The sequence below is a fragment of the Streptomyces sp. NPDC007084 genome, assembly GCF_040703595.1.
Taxonomy (GTDB): domain Bacteria; phylum Actinomycetota; class Actinomycetes; order Streptomycetales; family Streptomycetaceae; genus Streptomyces.
The window spans coordinates 121,736-143,410 of the sequence record NZ_JBEYFY010000015.1; the positions used below are offsets into that span (position 1 = coordinate 121,736).

Genomic DNA, 21,675 nt, shown 5'->3' on the forward strand with positions numbered 1-21,675 from the left:
GTGCCCCGCACTGTGCCGGCGGTCGCCACCGAGAGCCCCGGCTACTACATCACTGCCGCCCTGTGGATGGCCCAGGTCGCCGCCATCGCCAACTTCTCCATCGGCTCCGGCGCCAACGGGGTCCCGCGCTTCCGCGGCTACCAGACCAGCGTCCAGGCCCTCTCCGACAACACCTGGACGCCCCTCAACCTCGACACCGAAACCCTCGACAGCGACAACGGACACAGCACCAGCACGAACACCTCGCGGTACGTCGTCCAAGTCGCCGGCACGTACAGCATCGTCGGGCACGCCGCCTTCGCCGCGAACGCGACCGGAAACAGGGCTGCCCGCATCAACGTCAACGGGACCGCCATCCCCGGCAGTTTCGTCAAGACCCTCGCCGCGACCGCGTCCCACTCCAGCGCGATCGCCACCCACGCCCAGGCCGTCCTCGCCGTCGGCGACTACGTCGAGGTCCTCGGCCTGCACACCGCCGGCGCCGCCCTCAACACCAGCGCGGCTACCGACGTCGCCTCCGCACTCGGAGTGTTCTGGATCGCCGGCTGACCCGCTCCACCCCGATCGCCCGGCCGTCACGGTCCGGGCTTTTCTGCATTCTGGAGGCCCCCATGGCATCCGACCCACACGACCTCGGCCACCTCGCGTACACCGTGTACAGCGACGCGGTCGGCCACAAGGACGTCCGAGGCGGGCCGCTGCCCGCTTGGCACCACCTCAGCGAGACGATTCAGACCGCCTGGGGGGCGGCGGCTCACGCCGTCCAGCTCCGCGTCACCGGGTCCGGTGAAGCGTGATGGCCGACCTGTGGATGCCGGGCGCCACCCGGCTCGACATCGGCGACCACGCCCCTTGCGACGGAGGGCCGGCGAAGTGCGTGCCGCACATCACCTGGGATCTCAACGCGACAGCCGCGACGCCGCAGGACCTCGTCCCGTACGAAAACCTCCGCCGGTTTTTCACGGGCGTGGGCAAGGGCCTCGCCCCGCACCTGCTCTGGAACCCTTTCACCGGCGCCGTGACCCAGTTCGTCCCGGCGACGTCCAGGAGCAAGTCGTTGGCGGACAAGCCCGGCGGGACGAGAACCAACCGCGCGGGCTCGGTCGTGCTGCAGATCGAGGCCCTGTTCTTCCCATACGCCCGGGTGGGCAAGGAGGTCTACCCCCGGCTCGTCGACACCCCGTGTACGGGCTGGCCGGAGATCCTGGACTGGGTCCGTAGCTGGGGCGTGCCGGACCGGTGGCCAAACGGCCGGCCAGAGAGCTGCAGCCGCGACGAGGGCACCTGGGAGACCCAGGCCGGCTGGTACCCGCACAAGGCTGTCCCGGAGAACGACCACGACGACCCGCTGACGTGGCCCGCTTTCACTATCGCCAAGCCCCCGGCCGCCACCAAGTGCCTGGAGCCGTACCCGGGCGAGAACTTCTTCATGAACGGGGCGGCGCCCGCCTTCGGGCGGCGGTCGTCCGTCTTCACGCGCATGGGCGAGCGGCTCGTCGCCCGCGGCTGCGGCCGGTATCGCGTCGGGCCGGGCCCGGTCCTCGGCCAGGCCGACGTCGACAGTTACGAGGCCTGGCAGCGCGAGTACAACGCGGCCCACCACAAGGGATGGAGCGGCTCCGCGCTGCGGTGGCCGCCCGGCCGCGAGACCTGGGACGCGCTCGAAGTTCCGAAGGCCTGACCCGACAACCTGAGGGAGACCACGATGACTCCGACCGACGCACAGCTCTGGGCAGCCGGCCTTGCGTTCGTCCTGCCGCCCGTCATGGCGTTCGTCATCCAGCCGCGCTGGGGCGGCCCGCTCAAGGGGATCTTCGCCCTCTTGATCGCGGCCGGCGACGGTATCGGCACCGCGTACGTCAACCACGAGTTCGAAGGCAGGTCCATCGTGACGTGCATGCTCACCGCGGTCGTCGTGATCGGCGTCGCCTACCACACGCTGTGGCGGCCGTCGGGGATCGCGCCGGCGATCGAGGCCGCCACCTCGACGGGCGGAAGCACCGGCGCCGGCACTCCGCCCCGGGCCGTGTAGTGGAGCGCCGTCGGCCCGGAGGGCGTGCCCGCAGAGCAGCGGCGTCAGTGCTGTGCCCTCTGTGGGCGCGACTCGGCTGGCGGGGCACCGCCCTCCTCAGCTCGGGCCTGTCCTGGATCAGCTACGGCGCGTCCATCGCGATCCAGCCCCGCTACGGGACCGTCCGCGGCATCAGCGTGCTCCTGCACCTGCTGCCAATGACGGGCTGGGGCGTCATCTGGATCGTGGCCGGAGGGATCGCGAGCGGGTACGCCCTAGTTCGGCCGGGACGGGACCTGATCGGCGTGGGTGCCGCGATGGCACCCCCACTGCTGTGGGCGGTCGCCTACGCGCTCGGGGCGATCACGGGGACGTCCGCGACGGCGTGGGGGGCGATCGCACCCTGGGCCGGGCACGCCTTGCTGATCCAGATCATCGCGTTCCTGACGAGCCCCCGCGTGACCGTTCTGACGGTGGTGGCCCGTGGAGCCGACTAACTGGCTGGGCCTCCTCGCCGTCCTCATCACCACGGGCGGCGCCTCGTACGGCGCATGGCTGGGACGCACCCGCACAACGGTGCAGGAAGTACCGGCGGACGCTCTGCCAGCCGCACCGGCCCAGCCAGAGGGCACCTGGACTGTCAGCCCCGAGATGTACAAATGGTTCGAAGAGCAGATGTCCGGCCTCCACCAACGGATGCGGGCCGTCGAAGAGCTCGAGCAGGCATCCCGATCGCGCGCCGATCGGACGGAGCGGCTCCTCGGCCTGGCCCTCGACCACATCAGCCAGCAGGACGCCCAACTCCGCGCGGCCGGAATGCCGCTCGTGCCGATGCTGCCCGAGCTGGTCGCCGCGAGGGACTCCCGCTGAGCACGGCCCCCGCTCTCCTTCGGGAGGGCGGGGGCCATTTCGTCGTGTCGTCTAGAAGTCGTTTCCTCATGCTCGATAGAAAATTTTGCCTTGGTGCGGCGTCACACCGAGCGCCTCGTACAGGGCCAGCGCGGTTGGGTTGTCCGTGTCGGCGGTCCACTCCAGGCGGGAGCAGCCCAGCCGCCCGGCCGCTTTCCGCAACTCAGCCATGAGCGCGCGGGCCACACCGCGGCGCCTGGCGGCCTCGCGCACGTACAACTCCTTCAGGTACAGCGATGTGTCAGCGCCAGCGGCGGGCCAGAGCCGTGAGTACGAGGCCAGCCCGAGAACCGTCTCACCGTCGCGGGCGAGGAGGACGGTCGCGGCAGGCTGCTCGGAGAACAGAGCGGTACGGATCTGGCCCAGGTCGCCGGGGATGTTCTCCCCGCCGTAGTACTCCTCGATCTCGCCGAGGATCACCGAGATGACCTCGACGTCAGCCTCTGTCGCCTTGCTGATCTCCACCACGTCCGCGCTCCATGTCACCAGGGGGCAGCGCGAGAATCTCGCGCAGCGCCCGCACCTCGTGCACCTCTCGTGCCTCGGGCGGAACCCTAGTCACAACATCATTCGCCCGGTAGATGATCAGTGCGGTGCGGTGCTCCGGCCGCAGCCCGACGATCGTGCGCGCGGCCTGGTCCGCAGCTCCGGCGGGGTCGCCGTCGAGGACGGCACACATCGCGGTGTCGAGAGCGACGAGCGCCCGGTCCATGTGCTCCGACGCCGGGTACAGATCGGCCGCGCGTGCCAGCTCCTCACGGGCTCGGGCACTGGCGCCGAGGTGAGTGAGCGCGTTCCCCGCGTGGAATCGGAGCTGACTCTCGCTGTAGCCGAACGCGCTACCGATCTGCTCGGCCGCTGGCAGCCTGCTGAGCGCGGTCTCCGCCTCGGCCAAGGCCCGCCGCACGGCGTCCGCGTCCCCGAGGCGGGCCTGCGCGCGGGCCTCCAGCGGCGCGGCCAGGGCAGGACCCACGCACGGCAGGCCGCCAGCGAGATGCCGTGCACGGGCGGCGAGTTCGACCGCCCCGTACACGTCCCCTCCGTAGTACGCCTGGTAGGACTCGTGCGCGTACGTCCAGGAGAGGGTGGCCCGGTCGTTCGCTGCGGCTGCCGCCGTGCGGGCGGTCCGCCACCAGGACAGGGACCGGCTGTCGCCGAGCTTGAGGAGCGTGAGTGCGGTGAGTCCGGACATGCGGGCCGCTGCGACGAGGAGACGCCGACGTGCGGGTGCGGGCTGCCGATGGGTGAGGAGGACGCGTAAGTCCTGAAAGTCGGCGAGGAGTTCGGGGAAGTGCTCGCCTTCGGGGCGGTAGCGGGTGGCGCGTCCGTGGCGGTCCACGGTCCACTCGATCTCGTCGAGGCTGCTGTCGGCGAGGGGCCCGGCCGCGAGGACGTCGTGCAGTCCTGCTTGGAGTGCGTCGGCCTGCGCGAGGGCGCCGCGTCCGGTCTGCGCGGCGGCAAGAGCTATCAGCTCGCCGCCGGCCCCGAGCGCATGGTCGAGAGCACGCGCGGTTTCTGGGGGTGCTTGGCGCAAACCCTGCTCTAGGTAGGCGATGTACGTCTTGCTCATTTGAGCCAGCGTGGCGACGTTGCGCAGGCTCCGCTTTCCGCGCCAGCGGCGTAGTGCGTCACCGAAGGTCTCGGCCATCGTGCCTCCGTGTCCACTGTCCACCGAGGTGTGGACTGGTGAGGACAGGACAGCTCTGGAGATCGCTGTCCGTGTGCACAACGCTACTCGTCAGGAGCCAACGCCGGGATCGAAACGGCGTACCCCGGCGGCCGGTCGCACGGCCCCGGGGCCTGGCCGACTGGGCTGGAGTCGACATGGACGACGATACGCAGACGCAAGGCACGGCGCCCACCTCCCGGGAGCCCACCTCCCGGGATCGGGCTCGCTGGTGTGACTGGCACAAGGGCCCTTCGGAGACCGCGGTCCTGGTCGACGCGATCGAGCGGAACAGCGCACCGCCCATCGCCCTGTACGCGTGCGCCCCCTGCCGGGAACAGCGCGGCCTCGTCCCGCTGTCCGAGTTGTCATGACGGCGACGGCCCCGCTCACCCCCGAGTGCGCCCTCGCGGAGCACGCGATGTGTGACGGCCCCAGAGAGGTGCGGTGCCCGGGAGCGCCCGCGTGGGAGGCGCCGGTGCTGACGATCCGATGCGGCTGTTCGTGTCACGGCGGTGCCACCAGGTCGCGCGCGGCCGAGAAGGGCGGACACCGATGACGATGTGCGCACGCTGCGACCAGCCCATCCGCCAGGTCACCGCCGTTGAGACGCTCCTCGTGGACCGGGGGTCGGGGCCGCCCGTGACCGTGACTGTCCACAAGGCTGGGTGCCGACGTACGAACCAGCCGACGGTGCAGCAGGGCGCGACACGGAGGGCAGCATGACTACCCCGGATCACCTGATCACGACCTGGTTGTCCCGCTCTCACCACGTACCGAAGGACGCGCTCAGGGACTGGGAGGAGACCGGTATGGCCATCCTGTCGCTGGGCAGCCGGTTTGTCGCTGTGCGGCTGTCCGGCAAGCTGGTCCGCGCCGCCACTGATATGCAGCAGCCGCGCGCGGTCGTGGCAGTGCTGAAGGCCCGGCTCGATGGCGCGGTCATCCACGACCCGCGCCTCGACGTCTACTACCCTCTCCTCGACTCGCGCGCCGGCCTCGCGTGGGAGGGCAGCTGCCTGGCGCCGTACCTCGGCGACGGCGTGTATCTGGGAGTGCCGGCTCTTCGCCGGAGGCAGCCGCCCGGCCCTTACTGGGCTGTACCGCCCCGCCACGAAGGGCACCTCTGCCACCCGGCGGCCGTGGGCGACCTCGTGGCGCGGGGCGCGCTCGCCATCGAGGACCCGGCCGAGATCCGGTGACCACTCCGGCTCCGCCCAGCACGACCGTCCAGCAGTTCGCTCTTGAGCATGCCTGGCAAGGCCACCGGCGCGAGTGCGCCCCCTGCTGGACCGAGGCGGAATGCGACCAGGGTGTACGCCTCCGGCGCGCCCTGGCGGCCTCGCGATTCGCGGCCCGATGGCCGGGCTTAGAGTTGCCGAGCCGTCAGGAAAGGAACACACATGCGCCCCGACTTCTTCGCTGAGTACCTCACCGGCCTCGTTACGAACAGTCCAGGGGTTCAGCGCGTCCAGTCGCTCGTCGGGGCTGGTGAGGCGAGCGTTTCCTTCGGCGTGGCAGTCACCGTCGACGGCCGTGAGGTCCGCTGGCAGGTCATGGGGCAGCTCGCCGACGGTGAGAAGCACGACGCCCCGGCGGCACCGGTCGACGGGCGGCCCGCGCCATACGTCGCAGTGGGCACGAGGGCGGCGCCCGATGTGTGGCTCGCCGGCGTTCTGGGTGCAGGGGAGTCACCGCAGATCGAGCAGGTCGATATCTGGTCGGCCCGGGAGAACCCCGCGAAAGATCACTTCGGCCTGACCGTGCGCTTTTACAACGGGCAGCGCGTGTTCGTACGCAAGACCTGAGTCCTGCGTATCAGGACGAGGGGCGTTCGTCGGCACGTGCCTCGCGCATGTCCAGCTCGTTCGACGCCGCCATCAGTTCGGCCAGTGAGATCTCCAGGGCGTCCGCGATCAGGACCAGCATCGACAAGGCCGGTTGTCGCTGCATTGTTTCGTAGCGATGAATCGTACGGCGGTCAACGGCGATGAGGTTGGCGAGCTGCTCCTGGGAGAGTTCGCGATGGCGCCGCGCGGTTCGGATGCGCTCACCGATGACGCGGCAGCGTGCGACCACCCAATCCGGCAGTTTTTCTGGCACCCCACCACCGTTGCGGCAGGAAGATCATTCGTCAGTGCCCAATTGGGCACTTCTCAGCCGGGCGCATACCTGCTTGAATGTTGAAAACCTCGCATACTTGTCGCTCCGTATGGGGTGGCAGGGCGGTCCCTCCAAGTGCTCCGCAAAGCCCCGGAGGGGTCGCGGCTGGGCCCGGCAGCGCGTGCGCGCGGCCGGGCCCAGCAGTGTTCACCCCCCCCGGTTGCCGACGCGCAGATGCGCCAGTTTCGGCCATGACCCTTTGCTCTCGGGCGCGCACCCGAGCGCCGCTTGTGCGCCCTGACTTGGGCCCCGTTTGCGGAGGTAGCGTGCTGGTCATTGCGGAGCAGCCGCCGTGTTCCCGCGGGAACACGGCGGCGGGCTTAAGCGGACTGGAGCGGGTCTCCGCGAGGCGAAACGGGTCTCTCGCTCGCAGGTCAGAGGAACGCCGCAGGTCAGAGGGGTAACCGGCTCGGGTTCAAGTCCGGCTCCGGGCACCTCTCCTTGCACACGACGTTCGCCGAGCACTCGGCCGCCCAATCGTCTCGCGGCATCGACCCCACCGGGGCCGCCCCGAGTGCCTCCAGCGGATCGGGAACTCCGTCCGGCCCGCCTTAGGCCGTCCTCGATGCCGCCTGAACCTCCCGGCCCCCTCCAGTCCCTCCCCTTCCCTCCCCTTCCCTCCCCGTCCCTTTCGGTTCCGGCCCGTCTCATGGTGGTTCCCTGGGCGGCGCCAGGTCGCCCTTTGGGGTGGGCTTGGTGGTGGTGGGGGTTGCACGGGTGGGGGAGGGGGGCGCAGGAACAAGGAGGGGGGTAGATCCGTTGAGCGGGCAGAAGCCTCCGGAAGCCGGTGGTCACGGGTTCGTACCAGTGCGGGCGGGCCCGGTGGCACACGCGTACGGTGGCAGCACAAGGGAAAGATCCTCCCCAAGCATTAGGGTCAGTCCTTTGCCTACCTATTACTCTTGAGCCAAGGCCACGCAGGGTGGCCATGGAGGAGTGAAATGAGGAGCAGCAACCCGGTCTTCTCGCGACGGGGGTTCAGCCGCGACAACGGCTACGCGGGCTTCAACGCGGCGCCGCAGGCCGGGGGACCCGCTGTCGGCACGCAGGGGAACCCCTACGCCCAGCAGGGCGGCAACCCCTACGCGCAGAACCCGTACGCACAGCAGGACCTTCAGCACGGCGCTCCGCCGCAGGCCCCGGTCTCCACCGGCCGTATGACGATGGACGACGTCGTCATGCGCTCGGCGATGACCCTCGGCACCGTCGTCGTGGGTGCCGTCCTGGCCTGGGCGCTGCTGCCGGTCTCCACCACCAGCTACGGCCTGGCCATCGGCTCGGCGCTCGTCGCCTTCGTGCTGGCGATGGTGCAGTCCTTCAAGCGCAAGGCCACCCCGGCCCTGATCATCGGGTACGCCGCCTTCGAGGGCGTCTTCCTCGGGGTCATCAGCGAGATGTACAACTCGCGGTGGTCCGGCGCGCCCTTCCAGGCCGTGCTCGGCACCATGGCGGTCACCGGCGCCACCCTCCTCGTCTACAAGGCGGGCTGGATCCGGGTCACCGCGCGGTACGCGCGCATCGGTCTGACCATCGCCATCGCGTTCGTCGTCGTCATGGCGGTGAACCTGCTGCTGGTCGCCTTCGGTGTCGCCCCGGACGGCGGTCTGCGCAGCAGCGGCCCGCTCGGCGTGGCCGTCGGCATCCTCGCGATCCTGATCGGCGCCTTCTTCCTGACCCTCGACTTCAAGCAGATCGAGGACGGCATCACCTACGGTGCCCCGAAGGAAGAGGCCTGGCTGGCCGCGTTCGGCCTGACCATGACGCTCGTCTGGATCTACGTCGAGATGCTGCGGCTGGTCGCCATCTTCAGCGGCAGGGACTAGCGACAGAGACCAGGGATCTGGTCACGCCGACGGCCCGGGCGGCCGTCGAGCGACAGGAAGGGCCCGCGCACCTCACCGGTGCGCGGGCCCTTCCGCGTCGTCGGGTGCCGTCGTCTCGGTGGTGCGCGCTCACAGCAGCTTGCGCGCCGCCCTCCTCAGGTCGTACTCGTGGATGATCGCCTTCGCGTGGCCGTACGCGAGGTCGTGCTCGGCGCGGAGCCAGCTCACCTTCTCCTCGAAACGGGAGAGGGCGGGGCCTTCGTCGACGGTGCGGATCCAGTCGGAGATCTCACGACCGGTGCAATGGGGGATACGGGCGAGCATGTTGCGGTGGATCTCCTGGGAGAACACTTGGGACATCGGCGCCTCCGAACGCAAAGGGGATGTGAGCCGGTCCTTCACGCCACCGTGCCTGAGGGTTGGGTTGTTGGCAACAGTCCCGTCGCTGCGCGTAGTCTCGCGGCGTGCTGGATACGACGCCGTTGACCCGAGCCGTGGACCACTTCGCCGACCGGCTGCGCGCCGCTCCGCAGAGCCGCCTGCAACGCGGCGCCGCCGCCGAGGCCCTGGGCCTGGCCAGGGAGTTCGCGCTGCGCGCCCAGCGGGTCGAGGACCCGTCGGGGGAGCCCCGCGAGATGCCCGACGCGGGGATGTTCGCCGCCGCCGACCAAATCACCGTCGCCGCGCACGACTTGGCGCTCGTGCTGAAGGACGAGGACGAACTCGCGGAGGCGGTCACCCTCGTCGCCGAGGCCCAGAAACGCGCCGGCGTCTGACCGGCGGGGGCTCTCAGTACGGCGGGGGGCCCAGCATGGCGGAGGGCCTGGCCGACAAGGCGGGGGCGCGGTACCGCGGAGGGCCCGGCCGGTATGGAGGCCGCCCGGTACGGCGGAGGCGCGGAAACGCGCCGGGTCGGGTCCCCGGTCTCGGGATCGACTCCGGCGCGCGGCGGGTGCTCGGGGCTGGGGTGTTCGGGGCTGCCTTGTTCGGGGCTGCGGCGCTCGGGCTGGAGTGTCTGGGCGGCGCGGGTGTCAGAGCGAGGCTATGACGCGGTCCGCCAGGATGTAGACGTTCTCCTCGCCGTAGGCGAAGGTCAGCGCGTACGCGCCCGAGACCCCGGAGCCGCCCAGCAGGACCGGCGCCTCGCCCGCGTCCAGCGCGGCGGCGAGCTGCTCGGCGGTCTCGCGGTGGCCCGGCGTCATGCACAGCGTGGTGCCGTCGGCGAACACGTAGACGTCGAGCGTGCCGAGCGGGCCGGGACGGACGTCCGCCAGCTCCGTACGGGACTCCGCCAGCTCCTCCAGGCAGGCCACCGTGCGTTCGTGGTCGTTGACCACCGGTGACTGCACGGGGACGAAGTCCGGGTGCGAGGGGTGCCGGCGGCGGGCCGCGGCGAGTTCGGGCGAGTCGCCCGACGTGCCGCCCTGGAGGTAGTCCTCGACGTCCGGGCCGGCCTCGGCGACCGGCTCCAGGTGCTCCAGGCCCGCGAAGTCCGAGTGCCGCGGCAGGAACAGCTCGCTGTCGGGCAGCCCCAGCAGCGAGGGCGCGTCCGAGGCGTCCCGTGCTTCCTGGGCGGCCCAGAAGGCGCGCGCCTCGGCGAGTTCACGCTCCCGCTCCTCGGCGAGTGCCTCGGCCACGGCTGTGCGTATCTGGTCCGCGTCGGTCGCCTCGCGCGCGGCGGGCACCAGGCCGCGCGTGTCCACGGCACGGCTCCGCGCCAGTTCGGTGTGCAGGGCCGCGACCTGCCGGCGCAGACCCCGCAGGGTGCGCAGAGCGGCGACGCCCACGGCCGCGGTCGCGGCGGTGGTGAGCAGCAAAGCAATCGGCATGGCGCTCACTACGTACTCCCGGTTCAAAGTCGGCCCCCGACTTCCTACATCAGCTTGAAGGGCGAACCATCAAACTGTCAGTGCGTAACGTCACAAATGGGACAGGACTTTGGGTCCGAGGTTTACCCACGTAACCACTCTGACCTGCGCGAACGCCTCTCGGGAGGGACATAGGTCACATCTTGGATGGGATTGGATCACAAATCGGCCCAGAGCCCCGGTGGTTACGGGGTTCTGGGCCGTTTCGGTCACCGTGTGTTCAACTCCCGTCACCCGTAAGGCGACGCGAGTTCGTGGCTGTCCTAGCTGAGGCGCTCGATGACCATCGCCATGCCCTGGCCGCCGCCGACGCACATCGTCTCCAGGCCGAACTGCTTGTCGTGGAACTGGAGGCTGTTGATGAGCGTGCCGGTGATACGGGCGCCGGTCATGCCGAAGGGGTGGCCGACGGCGATGGCGCCGCCGTTCACGTTCAGCTTCTCCAGCGGGATCTCCAGGTCGCGGTAGCTCGGGATCACCTGGGCGGCGAAGGCCTCGTTGATCTCGAACAGGTCGATGTCGCCCACGGTCAGGCCGGCGCGGCGCAGCGCCTGCTTGCTGGCCTCCACCGGGCCGAGGCCCATGATCTCGGGGGACAGGCCGGTGACGCCGGTCGACACGATGCGGGCGAGCGGGGTCAGGCCCAGCTCGCGGGCCTTGGTGTCGGACATGATCACGAGGGCGGCGGCGCCGTCGTTGAGCGGGCAGCAGTTGCCGGCGGTGACCATGCCGTCGGGGCGGAAGACCGGCTTGAGGCCCTGCACGCCCTCCAGGGTCACACCCGCGCGCGGGCCGTCGTCCTTGCTCACGACCGTGCCGTCCGGGGTGGTGACCGGGGTGATCTCCCGCTCCCAGAAGCCGTTCTTGATGGCTTCCTCGGCGAGGTTCTGCGAGCGGACGCCGAACTCGTCCATGTCCTGGCGGGTGACGCCCTTGAGGCGGGCCAGGTTCTCGGCGGTCTGGCCCATCGCGATGTACGCGTCCGGGATCAGGCCGTCCTCGCGCGGGTCGTGCCAGGTCGAGCCCTCCGACTGCGCGACCTCGACCGTGCGTGCCTCGGCCTCGGCGAACAGCGGGTTGTGGGTGTCCGGCATGCCGTCCGAGGTGCCCTTGACCGAGCGCGACACCATCTCGACGCCCGCCGAGATGAAGACGTCGCCCTCGCCCGCCTTGATGGCGTGCAGGGCCATGCGGGAGGTCTGCAGCGAGGAGGAACAGTAACGGGTGATCGTGCAGCCGGGGAGGTGGTCCATGGCCATCTGCACGGCCACGATGCGGCCGAGGTTGTGGCCCTGCTCGCCGCCGGGGAGGCCGCAGCCGAGCATCAGGTCGTCGATGTCCTTCGGGTCGAGGCCGGGGACCTTGGCGAGGGCGGCCTCGATGATCGTGGCGGTCAGGTCGTCGGGACGCACGTCCTTCAGGGAGCCCTTGAAGGCGCGGCCGATCGGGGAGCGGGCGGCTGAGACGATCACGGCTTCGGGCATCACGGCTCCATGGGCGCTCTGGGATGTGTGCGGGGCTGCTTGGGAAGTTACCTGTACGTACGGTCGGGGTCACCGGTCTGGGCGTGTGACACGGGCCGCACTTTAACAAGCGCTTGCTTTTTTCTGGCGGGGGCGCCTTGGGGGGGGCGTTTTGCTCACCCCGGTCACCTGGTCACCCGGGGTCGGTGTGCTCCCCCTGGGGCTCCGCCCCAGACCCCGCTCCTCAAACGCCGGAGGGGCTGATTTTTTTCCCCGCCGCCGATCAGATACCCCGCCGGCACCCGGGAGAGTCCCCGAGCGCCCGCAGCGCTTACTGCCGCCCCGGGTGAAACACCCCAGGGGCGCGGGGAACTGCGCGAGGGGTGCGGGTCCTCGGGGTGCGTTGCTTGCTGCCGGCCGGGGTGAGACACCCAGGGGCGCGGGGAACTGCGCAAACGGTGCGGGTCCTCGGGGTGTGTTGTTTGCTGTCGGCCGGGGTGAGATACCCCAGGGGCGCGGGGAACTGCGCGAGGGGTGCGGGTCCCTGGGGTGCGTTGCTTGCTGCCGGCCGGGGTGGGATGCCTAGGGGCGCGGGGAACTGCGCAAACGGTGCGGGTCCTCGGGGTGCGTTGTTTGCTGCCGGCCGGGGTGAGATGCCTAGGGGCGCGGGGAACTGCGCGATCAGCCCCCCGCGCCCGCAGGCCGGAGTGGACCGGAGTGGAGTGGTCCTCGGCCGGGTCAGGCCGATGGGGCCGGGGTCGGGTCTGTGGCCGGGAGGCGTCGGCGGCGGCGGCGTTTCAGGAGGGCCCAGGGACCGCGAGGCCCCGTGGGCATCGCCGCCGCCACCTCCGTACCGGGCTCGGCCACCGCCTCCGCCGCCGCCCGGGCCACCGGCAGGAACCCCTCGTTGCGCGAGGCGTCCGGCCGCTCCTCCTCGGCCGGCCACAGGCTCAGCGCCGCGCACACCGTCGGCAGCAGAGCCATCGCCGCCGTCGCGTACCCCTCCGCCGAGGGGTGATAGTGATCGGGCCCGAACAGCTCGCGCGGATTCGCCGCGAACTCCGGCCCGAGCAGGTCGCCCAGCGACACCGTCCGCCCGCCCTGCTCGACCGTGCCGATCGTCTGCGCCGCCGCGAGCTGACGGGACGCCCGCCGGGCCAGCCAGCGCAGCGGCTGCTGGACCTGCTCGACCGTGCCGAGGTCGGGACACGTCCCGACGACCACCTCCGCACCGGCCGTGCGCAGCCGCCGTACCGCGGCCGACAGATGCCGTACGGAACGCGTCGGCGGCATCCGGTGCGTCACGTCGTTCGCCCCGACCATGATCACGCAGATGTCCGGCACCCGGGAGCCGTCCGCCAGGGCCAGCGCGACCTGCCGGTCCAAGTCGTCCGACTGGGCCCCGGGCAGCGCCACGTTGGACAGCTCCACCGGCCGCTCCGCCACCGCCGCGAGCCCCGAGGCCAGCAGCGCCCCCGGCGTCTGACGGGCCCGCCGCACGCCCTGGCCCGCCGCCGTCGAGTCGCCCAGCATCATCAGCCGCAACGGCGGCTCGTCAGGGGAGGCGCCCGCGTAGTCGTACCCGTACAGACCGTCCGCGCGCGGGGCGTACGGAGCGTGCCCGTTGCCCACGTGCCGCTTCGCCAGCTGCACCTCCGCCAGCACCAGACCGACGGCCGCCGCGCCCACCAGCCCGACCCCGCCCCCGCCGTACGCCGCTCCCGCAGCGATCCGCCGGGCCACCCTCGCCCTCGACAAGCTCGACATCCGTCGCCGCCACCTCCTCGTAGCCGTACAACCACTGCTTGCCCCGTAGAGCGGGTCGGCCAATCTCAACGGGGCGTGAACGGCTGTCCAGGGCCGTAGGCTGACAGGACCATTCCTGTAAAAAACGCAGCTCCGGAGACAACGGTGCAATTCCACGACTCGATGATCAGCCTCGTCGGCAACACCCCGCTGCTCAGGCTCAACAACGTGACCGCGGGCATCCAGGCGACCGTCCTGGCGAAGGTCGAGTACTTCAACCCCGGCGGTTCCGTGAAGGACCGCATCGCCCTGCGCATGATCGAGGCCGCGGAGGAGAGCGGCGCCCTCAAGCCGGGCGGCACGATCGTCGAGCCGACCAGCGGCAACACGGGCGTGGGCCTCGCCATCGTGGCGCAGCAGAAGGGGTACAAGTGCGTCTTCGTGTGCCCCGACAAGGTCTCCACCGACAAGATCAACGTGCTGCGCGCCTACGGTGCAGAGGTCGTGGTCTGCCCCACCGCCGTCGACCCGGAGCACCCGGACTCGTACTACAACGTCTCCGACCGGCTGGTCCGGGAGACGCCGGGCGCCTGGAAGCCCGACCAGTACTCCAACCCGAACAACCCCCTGTCGCACTATCACTCGACCGGCCCCGAGCTGTGGGAGCAGACGGAGGGGAAGATCACCCACTTCGTCGCGGGCGTGGGCACCGGCGGCACCATCTCCGGCACCGGCCGCTATCTGAAGGACGCCAGCGACGGCAGGGTCCAGGTCATCGGCGCCGACCCCGAGGGCTCCGTGTACTCCGGCGGCTCCGGCCGGCCGTACCTGGTCGAGGGCGTCGGCGAGGACTTCTGGCCGAGCGCGTACGACCGTACGGTCGCCGACGAGATCGTCCCCGTGTCCGACAAGGACTCCTTCCAGATGACCCGCCGCCTCGCCAAGGAGGAGGGCCTGCTCGTCGGCGGCTCCTGCGGCATGGCCGTGGTCGCCGCGCTGCGCGTCGCCGAGCGCCTCGGCCCGGACGACGTCGTCGTGGTGCTGCTCCCGGACAGCGGGCGCGGCTACCTCAGCAAGATCTTCAACGACGAGTGGATGGCCGACTACGGCTTCCTGGAGGACACCGGCCCGAACGCGCGCGTCGCCGACGTGCTGAAGGACAAGGCGCACGGCTCCATCCCCTCCCTCGTGCACATGCACCCGGAGGAGAGCGTCGGCGAGGCCATCGAGGTGCTGCGCGAGTACGGCGTCTCGCAGATGCCGATCGTCAAGCCGGGCGCCGGTCACCCGGACGTGATGGCCGCCGAGGTCATCGGGTCGGTCGTGGAGCGCGAGCTGCTGGACGCGCTGTTCACCCAGCGGGCCTCCCTGGACGACCCGCTGGAGAAGCACATGTCGGCCCCGCTGCCGCAGGTCGGTTCCGGCGAGCCGGTCGGCGACCTGATGTCCGTGCTCGGCACCGCCGACGCCGCGATCGTGCTGGTCGAGGGCAAGCCCACCGGCGTCGTCAGCCGCCAGGACCTGCTGTCCTTCCTGGCCAAGGGCGGCGCCCGGCAGTAACCGGGGGCCCGGCGGAGGGCGGCGCCCGGCAGTGATCGGGGCCTGGCCGAGGGCGGCGCCCGGCAGTGACCGGGGCGCGAGGTCCGGCCGCGGCGGGCTCCGGGGCGGCGGCGGGGCGAACTTCGCGGAAGTGGTACGAGCGCGTCACGTCCGCGCAGCACCCGCTTAACACGGGTCCGGCACATTGGTGGGTGTCGGCAGGGCGGGAGCGGCTCCCCGCCCAGGCCGACGCGAAAACGGCGCCAAGGACCTCCGGAGCGGCTCCCGGACCTCCATGGACGCCAAGGACGCGCAAGCCCGGCCCTGACCCGGCCCGCGTCCCTCGCGGGGACCGCCGTCGTCCCGCCCCCCGGCAACGGGGGTGCGGCGGTCCCCGCGCAACACGTCACGAGGGCCCGGTACCCGGAAGCGATCCGGGTACCGGGCCCTCGCGTATGCGGGCCCTCGCGTATGTCCGGCCCCCGCGCATGTCCGGCCCTCCCCCTGCCGGGCGTTCGGGGGTCAGTCCTCCCAGTCCGAGTCCCGCCCCGGCCTACGGCGGCGGAAGAAGTCCGGGGACAGGCGGAAGGCCTGCACCGCGTTCACCCCGACGATGCCGATCCAGGCGATGAGCAGTCCGGGCCGGCCCCCGACCCCGCCGCCGATCGCGGACAGCGGGATGGCCAGCACCAGCGAGACGATCCCGAAGCCGAACCGCTCGCCCCAGGAGTCCGCCGACCGGGGCGACCGCGCCCCGCGCGCCGCCACCATCTGCTGCTCGGCGAGCCGGCGCCGCACGCCCCGGTCGACCGCGCCGTCGAGACGCTGCTCGACCTTCTCCAGGAACGAGTCGACCAGCGCGGCGTCGTACTCCTCGCCGAGGTCCCTGCGCGCGTGCAGGGTGGCGTCGAGTTCCTTCTTCAGCTCCGCGTCGTCGTGGCGGGCATCCATACCGGTCATACCCATCACGGTAGGCAGCCGCGGGCGCCATGGCACTGGGGCTAACCCCCCTGTCGGGGCGGGGGAACTCCCGGATTCCCTTGCCCGGCCTGCATACCGTCATGCAGAGTTCTCCCTATCTGAATAGGTTGGCGATAGGGCAAGGGGCCGACGGCTCGACGGGTCGAGGAGGGTGCGCGTGATGTCGTCTCGGACCATGGACGCGGCGAGTGCGGTGACACTCCCGGCGAGCGTCCCGATCGTCGTCCTGGACGGCCGCGGCACCGGCGTGGACGACATCGTCCGGCTCGCCGACGGCGCCGCGCGCCCCGTGCCCGGCACCGACGGCATGAAGCGCGCCGAGGAGTCCTGGGACGCGGCCCGGCAGATCGCCGCCACCGGCCGCGTCTACGGCCGCTCCACCGGCGTCGGCGCGAACCGCAACGAGGACGTGCCCACCGAGGCCGCCGCCGACCACGGCCTGCGCCTGCTGCGCAGCCACGCCGGCGCCATCGGCGCGGAACTCCCCGCCCGCCAGGTCCGCGCGATGCTCGCCGTCCGCGCCAACCAGCTCCTGGCCGGCGGCGCCGGACTGCGCCCCAGCGTCGTCACCGCGCTGTGCGAGGCCCTGGAGTCCGGCGCGTACCCGGCCGTCAACGAGTTCGGCTCCGTCGGCACCGGGGACATCGCCGCCCTCGCCCAGGTCGGCCTCGCCCTCGCCGGCGAACACCCCTGGCGGGGCCCCGACGGCTCGGCCCCCGGCGCCCTCGCCCCCGCCCCGCAGCCCCTCGACAACAACGACGCGCTCGCCCTCATCAGCAGCAACGCGCTCACCCTCGGGCAGGCCGCCCTCGCGCTGCGCGAACTGCGCGGGCTGATCGGCGCCACCCAGGTCGTCGCCGCCCTCTCACTGCTCGCCGTCGACGGCTCCCACGAGGCCTACGCGGCTCCCGTGCACGCCGCCCGCCCGCACCGGGGGTCCGTCGAAGTGGCCCGCCGCATGCGGGAGTTGATCGGTTCGGCAGACCGGCCCACCCCGCCGCTCGGCCGCATCCAGGACCCGTACGGCTTCCGCTGCCTGCCCCAGATACACGGCCCCGCGCAGGACGCGGCGGACGCGCTGGAGGCGGTGCTCACCGTGGAGATCAACGCCGCGGCCGAGAACCCCCTCATCTCCCCCGAGGACATGGCCGCCTACCACCACGGTGGCTTCTACCAGGCCCAACTGGCCCTCGCCCTCGACCACTTCCGGCTCTCCGTCACCCAGGTCGCCCGGCTGTCCACCTCACGCCTGTCCACGCTCAACGAGCCCGCCTACACCCGGCTGCGCCCCTTCCTCGCCGACCAGGAGGCGGCGTCCTCCGGCGTGATGATCCTGGAGTACGCCGCCGGTGCCGCACTCGGTGACCTGCGCGCCTTCTCCGCGCCCGCCTCGCTCGGCCACGCCGTCCTCTCCCGGGGCGTCGAGGAACAGGCCAGCTTCGCCTCGCTCGCCGCACGCCAGACGCTGCGGGCCTGCGCCGCGTACCGTCTCGTCGTCGGCTGTGAACTGGTCGCCGCGGTACGGGCGTTGCGCCAGCGCGGGCTGCGGCCCGAGCCGGAGCTGCCGGCCGGCGTGGCGCTGGAACTGGCCGAATCGGTGCTCGACGCCGAGCAGGCCGATCGGCCGCTCACGGACGACGTGACGGCCGCCGCCGCACTGCTCGACCGGTTCACGGACATCTGGAGGGGGAGCACGCCATGAACGCCGGCAAGGACGCCGACAACGACGCCGGCGAGGCGGAGGACAGGGGCGCGCGCGTGCGCGAGGGTGCGGGCGAGGGCGTGCGCGAGGGTGCGGGCCTGGGCGTGCGCGAGGGTGCGGGCCTGGGCGTGCGCGAGGGCGCGGGCCAGGGCGTGCGCGAGGGCGCGGGCCAGGGCGTGCGCGACAGTGCCGGTCCGGAGACGGGCGGGGGACGGGCCGAAGACGAGCGCTCGGGCACGGGTGCCGGGGAGGACAGCGGGGCGCGGGCCGGGGACAGTCCCGCCGGGCGGCTCCACGGCCTCTTCGAGGGGCGCCGGCTCACCCCCACCCAGCGGCGCATCGCCCACAGCATGGTGCGCAGCGCGGCCGACGTGCCCTTCCTCTCCAGCGTCGAACTCGCCGAACTCGCCGGCGTCAGCCAGCCCTCCGTCACCCGTTTCGCCGTCGCCCTCGGCTTCGACGGCTACCCGGCGCTGCGCCGCCACCTGCGCGAGGTCGCGCCGGTCGAACCGGCCACCGACACCACCGCCTACAACGAGTACCAGCAGGCCGTCGAGGCCGAGATCGAGAACCTGCGCCATCTCGCCGAGGCGCTCGCCGACCCGCGTCCCGTCGCCCGGGCCGGCCGGCTGCTCGCCGCCTCCCGCCCGCTGCCCGTCCTCGGCCTGCGCGCCGCCGCCTCCCAGGCCTACGGCTTCGCCTACTTCGCCGCAAAGGTCCACCCCGACGTACGGCTGCTGCACGAGGGCGGCACCATGCTCCAGGACCGTATCGACGCGGCCGTCCGGGCCGGGGCCACCGCCCTGCTGTGCTTCGCGCTGCCCCGGCATCCGCGCGAGGTCGTCGACGCCCTCGGCCACGCCAAGGCGGCCGGACTGACCGTCGTCACCGTCGCGGACTCGGCGTTCGCCCCCGTGGCCAAGGTGTCCGACCTGCTGATCCCCGCCGCCGTCGGCACCGGCCTCGCCTTCGACACGGCGTGCGCGCCGATGCTGCTGGGCCGGGTCCTGCTGGAGGCCATGTGCGACGACCTGCCGGACGCGCAGGCCCGGCTGGAACAGTTCGACGCGCGGGCCGCCGCGCGCGGACTGTTCGTGGAGTAGGGCTGCTCGGAGCCGAGCGGATCTGCCCGGGGTCGAGGGGCCCGCTCGGAGCCGAGCGGATCTGCCCGGGGTCGAGCGGGCCTTCTCAGATTCGTCTCAGGTTCCGCCGCTAGCCTGCGCGCCCGAAGACATACCTGAAGACACACCTGAAAACACACCCGAAGACACAACGGGCGCGCCCCCGGCCGGTGGCGCGTCCCGCTACGCGGAAGAGCGGGGACGGAGGCGGATCGTGGCGCGTGGAGGACAGGGGCTGGCCAGGATGGCCGTCGTGGTGCGGGCCGGAGCCGCACCGCTGTGGTGGGGCGGGGTGTTCGCGGCCGGCGTCGGGGTCCTCGTCCCCGGGCTGACCGGACGCCGGATCGGGGTCCTCGCGGGGGCCGCGCTGTTCCTGCTCGCGGCGTCCGTCGTGGCCGCCTGGCGCCGGAAGCGGTATGCCGCCCTGGTCCGGTCGGCCGCCCGCGCGGGCAAGCACGACGTCCTCCAGGACCGTGCCGTGACGATCCGCAACTGGCGCCGGGGACACCGCTGGTGGCTGCTGCTCGCCTTCGCCGCGGCGCTCGGCAGCTCCTTCGCCGTGCCCGCCGCCGGCGGCATGCTGCTCGCCGGGGCGGGCGTCGGACTGTGGCTGAAGGCCGCCCGGCTCGGCCGGGTCGAACGCGCCGCCCAGGAGCTGATCTGGGTGCGCGTCGACTGGCTCGGACCGCGCGCCGGCGCTCCCGCGGGCAAGCCGGTCAAGGCCGTACGGTCCACCGGCCCGGCGGCGGGCGACGCCGCGCCCGGAGGGGCACGGCGCCGCTGACCCGGTGCCGCTGACCCGGTGGCGGGCCGCCGCCCGGTGGCCGGTCCCGCTCAGACCTCCAGGTCGGCCTCGATGCGCTTGAGCTGGTGGCGGGCCATCGCCAGGTTGGCCCGCTTCTGGTCGAGGACGAGGTACAGGAACAGTCCGTTCCCGCCGCGGCCCTGCATCAGCCGGATCAGGTGGTACTGGTCGGTCAGCGTGATCAGGATGTCCTCGATCTCGCCCTTGAGACCCAGGTGCTCCATGGTGCGCAGCTTGGCGCGGACCACGTCGGTGTTGCCGGCCGCCGCGACGGTGAGGTCGAAGCTCTTGCTGCCGCCGATGGTGCCCAGCGCCATACCGCTGGTGTAGTCGACGAGTGCCGCTCCGGTCGCGCCCTCGATGGACGCCAGAGCCTCTTTGAGGGCTGTCTCGGTGTTCGCCATGATGTGGTGCTCCTTCTCAACTCTCGGATGTACTGGGGTGGTTGGTGACGGGAGTGGTCGTGGGCCGGGCGGGCGCCGTACCGCGCGGAACGCGGCGGGGCATGCCCGGCGAGGGTTTCGCGGCCGGCCGGGCGGGAGCCGCGGCCGGTTCGCCGCGCGCGGTGGCGGCGTCGACCAGTTCCCCGATCCGGGTGCCGGAGCGCCGCCCCTCCAGGTGCAGCCGGCCGACGTTGACGCGGTCCTGGGCCAGCAGGGTCAGGACCGCGGAGCCGCCCGCCGCGTAGGTCGCCACATAGCCGTTCACCCCGCGGACCAGCAGCTCGCGCAGGTCGCCCTGGCCGGTGGCGTCCGCCATCCGGATGGCGACCCCGAGGGCCGCCGCGGTGAGCGCGGCCAGGCCTTCCGGCTCGACGCCGGGGGTGTCGTGGGCGAGGACGAGTCCGTCGGCGCTGGCCGCGAGCGCTCCGGTCAGCTGGGGCACCCGGGCCCGTAACCGGTGCAGTTCGTCGAGGACTTCGGGTTCCGCCGCCATCAGCAGTCTCCTCTCGGCACGCTGTCGTAGCGCGCGGATCACAGGGCCTCCCGCGGGTCGGTGCTCACAGGGCCTCCAGCGCGGCTCTGAGGCGTCGCAGCAGGGCGACGTCGGGATCGGCGGAGGACTGGGTGAGCAGGCTCGGCACGGCGGGCGGCTGCGGTGCGGGCGCGGCCGTCACGAGTCCGGCGGCGGCGAGGCGGCGCAGGTCGACCAGCGTGTGGAAGGCGGGCCGGCCGAGCGCCGCGGACACGTCGGCCGCCGTGCGGACGCCGTCCACCCGGTCGAGGACGGCCTCCTGGCGCAGCGGCACCGAGGGTCCGGCCGCGAGCCGGGCGCGCCGCAGCGGCGCGGTGTCGGTGGCCGTGTCGGGCCATATGCGGTGCAGCAGCGCCCGGCGGCGCACCGTCTCGCGCTCCAGGGCGGCCACGGGTACGGGCCGCAGCGGGCCGAGCCAGTGCGCGGCGCCATAGCGGAAGCGGGTGGGGGTGCTGCTCGGGCCGAGCACGAAGTAGGCGGCGTCGTACAGCGAGCCGAGGTGGCACAACTGGAGCGCGCCCTCCGCGATACGGCCGCTGTCGATCAGATACCGGCCCACCCGGCGGCGGGCGCCGGCCAGCGCGACGGCCTCGCGCCACACCTCGGGCTCCAGCACCCCGCGGGCGGAGAACAGCACGTCGATGCCGGGGGTCGCGGGGCTCTCGGCGTGCACCACCTCGCCGTCGGCGAGGTAGAGGGTGCCGCGCTCGCGGATGAGGACGCCGGTGGCCCGCTCGGCGGCGAGCCGGCTGAGCATGGGCGAGACGCCGCCCGGTTCGGGGGTGTCGGTGGTCCCGGTGGTCCCGGTTGAACCAGTGGCCCCGGTGGTCCCGGTTGAACCAGTGGTCCCGGGGGAGCCGGTGGCCCCGGTTGAACCTGTGGCGCTGTGCGCCTTGTCGCGCA

26 protein-coding genes are annotated in these 21,675 nt (G+C 72.2%); 15 read left to right on the forward strand and 11 right to left on the reverse strand.

Annotation, left to right across the window (positions count from 1 at the left end):
- The 6 genes from AB0912_RS15760 (at window position 1) to AB0912_RS15785 (ending at window position 2,881) form a co-directional block, all read left to right on the forward strand.
- Window positions 1-549 carry a hypothetical protein gene (locus tag AB0912_RS15760; protein WP_366699820.1) on the forward strand — a complete coding sequence of 183 codons (549 nt, stop codon included), beginning with the start codon at window positions 1-3 and terminating at the stop codon, window positions 547-549.
- 62 nt (window positions 550-611) lie between these two features.
- The gene (locus AB0912_RS15765; RefSeq protein ID WP_366699822.1) at window positions 612-797 is read left to right on the forward strand and encodes a hypothetical protein; all 186 of its coding nucleotides are present in this window, start codon (window positions 612-614) and stop codon (window positions 795-797) included.
- Window positions 797-1,681 (forward strand): peptidoglycan-binding protein, encoded by an 885-nt coding sequence (locus tag AB0912_RS15770; protein WP_366699824.1) that lies wholly within the window; start codon window positions 797-799, stop codon window positions 1,679-1,681. The genes AB0912_RS15765 and AB0912_RS15770 overlap by 1 nt, the downstream gene beginning before the upstream one ends.
- A 24-nt stretch (window positions 1,682-1,705) precedes the next feature.
- Window positions 1,706-2,032: a hypothetical protein gene (locus AB0912_RS15775; protein ID WP_366699826.1), complete on the forward strand. Its 327-nt coding sequence runs from the start codon at window positions 1,706-1,708 to the stop codon at window positions 2,030-2,032.
- Window positions 2,033-2,079: 47 nt separating this feature from the next.
- Window positions 2,080-2,508 (forward strand): hypothetical protein, encoded by a 429-nt coding sequence (locus tag AB0912_RS15780; protein ID WP_366699828.1) that lies wholly within the window; start codon window positions 2,080-2,082, stop codon window positions 2,506-2,508.
- Entirely contained in the window at window positions 2,495-2,881 is a 387-nt protein-coding gene (locus AB0912_RS15785; RefSeq protein ID WP_366699830.1) for a hypothetical protein, read from the forward strand. Before AB0912_RS15780 ends, AB0912_RS15785 begins: the two co-directional genes overlap by 14 nt.
- Before the next feature lie 66 nt (window positions 2,882-2,947).
- Here AB0912_RS15785 and AB0912_RS15790 read toward each other — a convergent pair whose 3' ends face one another.
- Both AB0912_RS15790 and AB0912_RS15795 read right to left on the reverse strand, forming a co-directional pair.
- The gene (locus AB0912_RS15790) at window positions 2,948-3,388 is read right to left on the reverse strand and encodes a GNAT family N-acetyltransferase (RefSeq protein WP_366699832.1); all 441 of its coding nucleotides are present in this window, start codon (window positions 3,386-3,388) and stop codon (window positions 2,948-2,950) included.
- On the reverse strand, window positions 3,357-4,568 hold the full coding sequence (locus AB0912_RS15795) for a helix-turn-helix transcriptional regulator (protein WP_366699834.1): 1,212 nt from the start codon (window positions 4,566-4,568) through the stop codon (window positions 3,357-3,359). Before AB0912_RS15795 ends, AB0912_RS15790 begins: the two co-directional genes overlap by 32 nt.
- A gap of 176 nt (window positions 4,569-4,744) precedes the next feature.
- On the opposite strand from AB0912_RS15795, the gene AB0912_RS15800 reads away from it, so the two are divergent.
- The 3 genes from AB0912_RS15800 to AB0912_RS15810 all read left to right on the forward strand — a co-directional run bounded on the left by AB0912_RS15800 (window position 4,745) and on the right by AB0912_RS15810 (window position 6,394).
- The gene (locus tag AB0912_RS15800; RefSeq protein WP_366699836.1) at window positions 4,745-4,960 is read left to right on the forward strand and encodes a hypothetical protein; all 216 of its coding nucleotides are present in this window, start codon (window positions 4,745-4,747) and stop codon (window positions 4,958-4,960) included.
- Between the two features lie 348 nt (window positions 4,961-5,308).
- Window positions 5,309-5,788, forward strand: a complete 480-nt coding sequence (locus AB0912_RS15805) for a hypothetical protein (protein ID WP_366699838.1) — start codon at window positions 5,309-5,311, stop codon at window positions 5,786-5,788.
- A 201-nt stretch (window positions 5,789-5,989) separates the two neighbouring features.
- The gene (locus AB0912_RS15810; protein WP_366699840.1) at window positions 5,990-6,394 is read left to right on the forward strand and encodes a hypothetical protein; all 405 of its coding nucleotides are present in this window, start codon (window positions 5,990-5,992) and stop codon (window positions 6,392-6,394) included.
- Between the two features lie 10 nt (window positions 6,395-6,404).
- Here the strand turns inward: AB0912_RS15810 and AB0912_RS15815 are convergent, their stop codons facing one another.
- Complete coding sequence (locus AB0912_RS15815) at window positions 6,405-6,689, reverse strand: helix-turn-helix transcriptional regulator (RefSeq protein WP_366699842.1); 285 nt, start codon at window positions 6,687-6,689, stop codon at window positions 6,405-6,407.
- Between the two features lie 1,001 nt (window positions 6,690-7,690).
- Here AB0912_RS15815 and AB0912_RS15820 point away from each other — a divergent pair.
- Window positions 7,691-8,572, forward strand: coding sequence for a Bax inhibitor-1/YccA family protein (locus AB0912_RS15820; protein WP_366699844.1), 882 nt, complete (start codon window positions 7,691-7,693; stop codon window positions 8,570-8,572).
- Between the two features lie 129 nt (window positions 8,573-8,701).
- Here the strand turns inward: AB0912_RS15820 and AB0912_RS15825 are convergent, their stop codons facing one another.
- Window positions 8,702-8,932: a DUF4287 domain-containing protein gene (locus AB0912_RS15825; RefSeq protein WP_366699846.1), complete on the reverse strand. Its 231-nt coding sequence runs from the start codon at window positions 8,930-8,932 to the stop codon at window positions 8,702-8,704.
- Window positions 8,933-9,036: 104 nt separating this feature from the next.
- Between AB0912_RS15825 and AB0912_RS15830 the strand changes: the two genes are divergently transcribed.
- Window positions 9,037-9,348 carry a hypothetical protein gene (locus AB0912_RS15830; RefSeq protein ID WP_366699848.1) on the forward strand — a complete coding sequence of 104 codons (312 nt, stop codon included), beginning with the start codon at window positions 9,037-9,039 and terminating at the stop codon, window positions 9,346-9,348.
- Between the two features lie 255 nt (window positions 9,349-9,603).
- Here AB0912_RS15830 and AB0912_RS15835 read toward each other — a convergent pair whose 3' ends face one another.
- From AB0912_RS15835 to AB0912_RS15845, 3 genes are all read right to left on the reverse strand, one after another.
- Window positions 9,604-10,401, reverse strand: a complete 798-nt coding sequence (locus AB0912_RS15835; protein WP_366699851.1) for a hypothetical protein — start codon at window positions 10,399-10,401, stop codon at window positions 9,604-9,606.
- Window positions 10,402-10,703: 302 nt separating this feature from the next.
- The gene (locus tag AB0912_RS15840) at window positions 10,704-11,924 is read right to left on the reverse strand and encodes an acetyl-CoA C-acetyltransferase (RefSeq protein WP_366699853.1); all 1,221 of its coding nucleotides are present in this window, start codon (window positions 11,922-11,924) and stop codon (window positions 10,704-10,706) included.
- 717 nt (window positions 11,925-12,641) lie between these two features.
- Window positions 12,642-13,670, reverse strand: a complete 1,029-nt coding sequence (locus AB0912_RS15845; RefSeq protein ID WP_366699855.1) for an SGNH/GDSL hydrolase family protein — start codon at window positions 13,668-13,670, stop codon at window positions 12,642-12,644.
- A gap of 144 nt (window positions 13,671-13,814) precedes the next feature.
- Here AB0912_RS15845 and AB0912_RS15850 point away from each other — a divergent pair, with 144 nt between their 5' ends.
- Entirely contained in the window at window positions 13,815-15,209 is a 1,395-nt protein-coding gene (locus AB0912_RS15850) for a cystathionine beta-synthase (protein ID WP_366699857.1), read from the forward strand.
- A 501-nt stretch (window positions 15,210-15,710) separates the two neighbouring features.
- On the opposite strand, the gene AB0912_RS15855 is transcribed toward AB0912_RS15850, so the two are convergent.
- Window positions 15,711-16,139 (reverse strand): hypothetical protein, encoded by a 429-nt coding sequence (locus tag AB0912_RS15855; protein WP_366699899.1) that lies wholly within the window; start codon window positions 16,137-16,139, stop codon window positions 15,711-15,713.
- Window positions 16,140-16,329: 190 nt separating this feature from the next.
- On the opposite strand from AB0912_RS15855, the gene AB0912_RS15860 reads away from it, so the two are divergent.
- From AB0912_RS15860 to AB0912_RS15870, 3 genes are all read left to right on the forward strand, one after another.
- Window positions 16,330-17,871 (forward strand): aromatic amino acid ammonia-lyase, encoded by a 1,542-nt coding sequence (locus tag AB0912_RS15860; RefSeq protein WP_366699859.1) that lies wholly within the window; start codon window positions 16,330-16,332, stop codon window positions 17,869-17,871.
- Window positions 17,872-18,047: 176 nt separating this feature from the next.
- On the forward strand, window positions 18,048-18,974 hold the full coding sequence (locus tag AB0912_RS15865) for a MurR/RpiR family transcriptional regulator (RefSeq protein ID WP_366699901.1): 927 nt from the start codon (window positions 18,048-18,050) through the stop codon (window positions 18,972-18,974).
- Between the two features lie 232 nt (window positions 18,975-19,206).
- A complete protein-coding gene (locus AB0912_RS15870; RefSeq protein ID WP_366699861.1) occupies window positions 19,207-19,776 on the forward strand; it encodes a hypothetical protein in 570 nt (189 codons plus the stop codon).
- Between the two features lie 50 nt (window positions 19,777-19,826).
- Here AB0912_RS15870 and AB0912_RS15875 read toward each other — a convergent pair whose 3' ends face one another.
- From AB0912_RS15875 to AB0912_RS15885, 3 genes are all read right to left on the reverse strand, one after another.
- Window positions 19,827-20,201 carry a hypothetical protein gene (locus AB0912_RS15875; protein ID WP_366699863.1) on the reverse strand — a complete coding sequence of 125 codons (375 nt, stop codon included), beginning with the start codon at window positions 20,199-20,201 and terminating at the stop codon, window positions 19,827-19,829.
- 16 nt (window positions 20,202-20,217) lie between these two features.
- Window positions 20,218-20,733: a roadblock/LC7 domain-containing protein gene (locus AB0912_RS15880; protein WP_366699865.1), complete on the reverse strand. Its 516-nt coding sequence runs from the start codon at window positions 20,731-20,733 to the stop codon at window positions 20,218-20,220.
- Between the two features lie 64 nt (window positions 20,734-20,797).
- Entirely contained in the window at window positions 20,798-21,529 is a 732-nt protein-coding gene (locus tag AB0912_RS15885; protein WP_366699867.1) for a transcriptional regulator, read from the reverse strand.
- Window positions 21,530-21,675 lie beyond the last annotated feature (146 nt).

Bases quoted from the DNA above. Each gene is read 5' to 3' on its own strand.
- AB0912_RS15765 (WP_366699822.1), top strand. From the start codon at position 612: ATGGCATCCGACCCACACGACCTCGGCCACCTCGCGTACACCGTGTAC.
- AB0912_RS15770 (WP_366699824.1), top strand. From the start codon at position 797: ATGGCCGACCTGTGGATGCCGGGCGCCACCCGGCTCGACATCGGCGAC.
- AB0912_RS15775 (WP_366699826.1), top strand. From the start codon at position 1,706: ATGACTCCGACCGACGCACAGCTCTGGGCAGCCGGCCTTGCGTTCGTC.
- AB0912_RS15795 (WP_366699834.1), bottom strand. From the start codon at position 4,568: ATGGCCGAGACCTTCGGTGACGCACTACGCCGCTGGCGCGGAAAGCGG.
- AB0912_RS15800 (WP_366699836.1), top strand. From the start codon at position 4,745: ATGGACGACGATACGCAGACGCAAGGCACGGCGCCCACCTCCCGGGAG.
- AB0912_RS15805 (WP_366699838.1), top strand. From the start codon at position 5,309: ATGACTACCCCGGATCACCTGATCACGACCTGGTTGTCCCGCTCTCAC.
- AB0912_RS15810 (WP_366699840.1), top strand. From the start codon at position 5,990: ATGCGCCCCGACTTCTTCGCTGAGTACCTCACCGGCCTCGTTACGAAC.
- AB0912_RS15820 (WP_366699844.1), top strand. From the start codon at position 7,691: ATGAGGAGCAGCAACCCGGTCTTCTCGCGACGGGGGTTCAGCCGCGAC.
- AB0912_RS15825 (WP_366699846.1), bottom strand. From the start codon at position 8,932: ATGTCCCAAGTGTTCTCCCAGGAGATCCACCGCAACATGCTCGCCCGT.
- AB0912_RS15835 (WP_366699851.1), bottom strand. From the start codon at position 10,401: ATGCCGATTGCTTTGCTGCTCACCACCGCCGCGACCGCGGCCGTGGGC.
- AB0912_RS15840 (WP_366699853.1), bottom strand. From the start codon at position 11,924: ATGCCCGAAGCCGTGATCGTCTCAGCCGCCCGCTCCCCGATCGGCCGC.
- AB0912_RS15845 (WP_366699855.1), bottom strand. From the start codon at position 13,670: ATGTCGAGCTTGTCGAGGGCGAGGGTGGCCCGGCGGATCGCTGCGGGA.
- AB0912_RS15855 (WP_366699899.1), bottom strand. From the start codon at position 16,139: ATGGATGCCCGCCACGACGACGCGGAGCTGAAGAAGGAACTCGACGCC.
- AB0912_RS15860 (WP_366699859.1), top strand. From the start codon at position 16,330: ATGTCGTCTCGGACCATGGACGCGGCGAGTGCGGTGACACTCCCGGCG.
- AB0912_RS15875 (WP_366699863.1), bottom strand. From the start codon at position 20,201: ATGGCGAACACCGAGACAGCCCTCAAAGAGGCTCTGGCGTCCATCGAG.
- AB0912_RS15880 (WP_366699865.1), bottom strand. From the start codon at position 20,733: ATGGCGGCGGAACCCGAAGTCCTCGACGAACTGCACCGGTTACGGGCC.
- AB0912_RS15885 (WP_366699867.1), bottom strand. From the start codon at position 21,529: ATGCTCAGCCGGCTCGCCGCCGAGCGGGCCACCGGCGTCCTCATCCGC.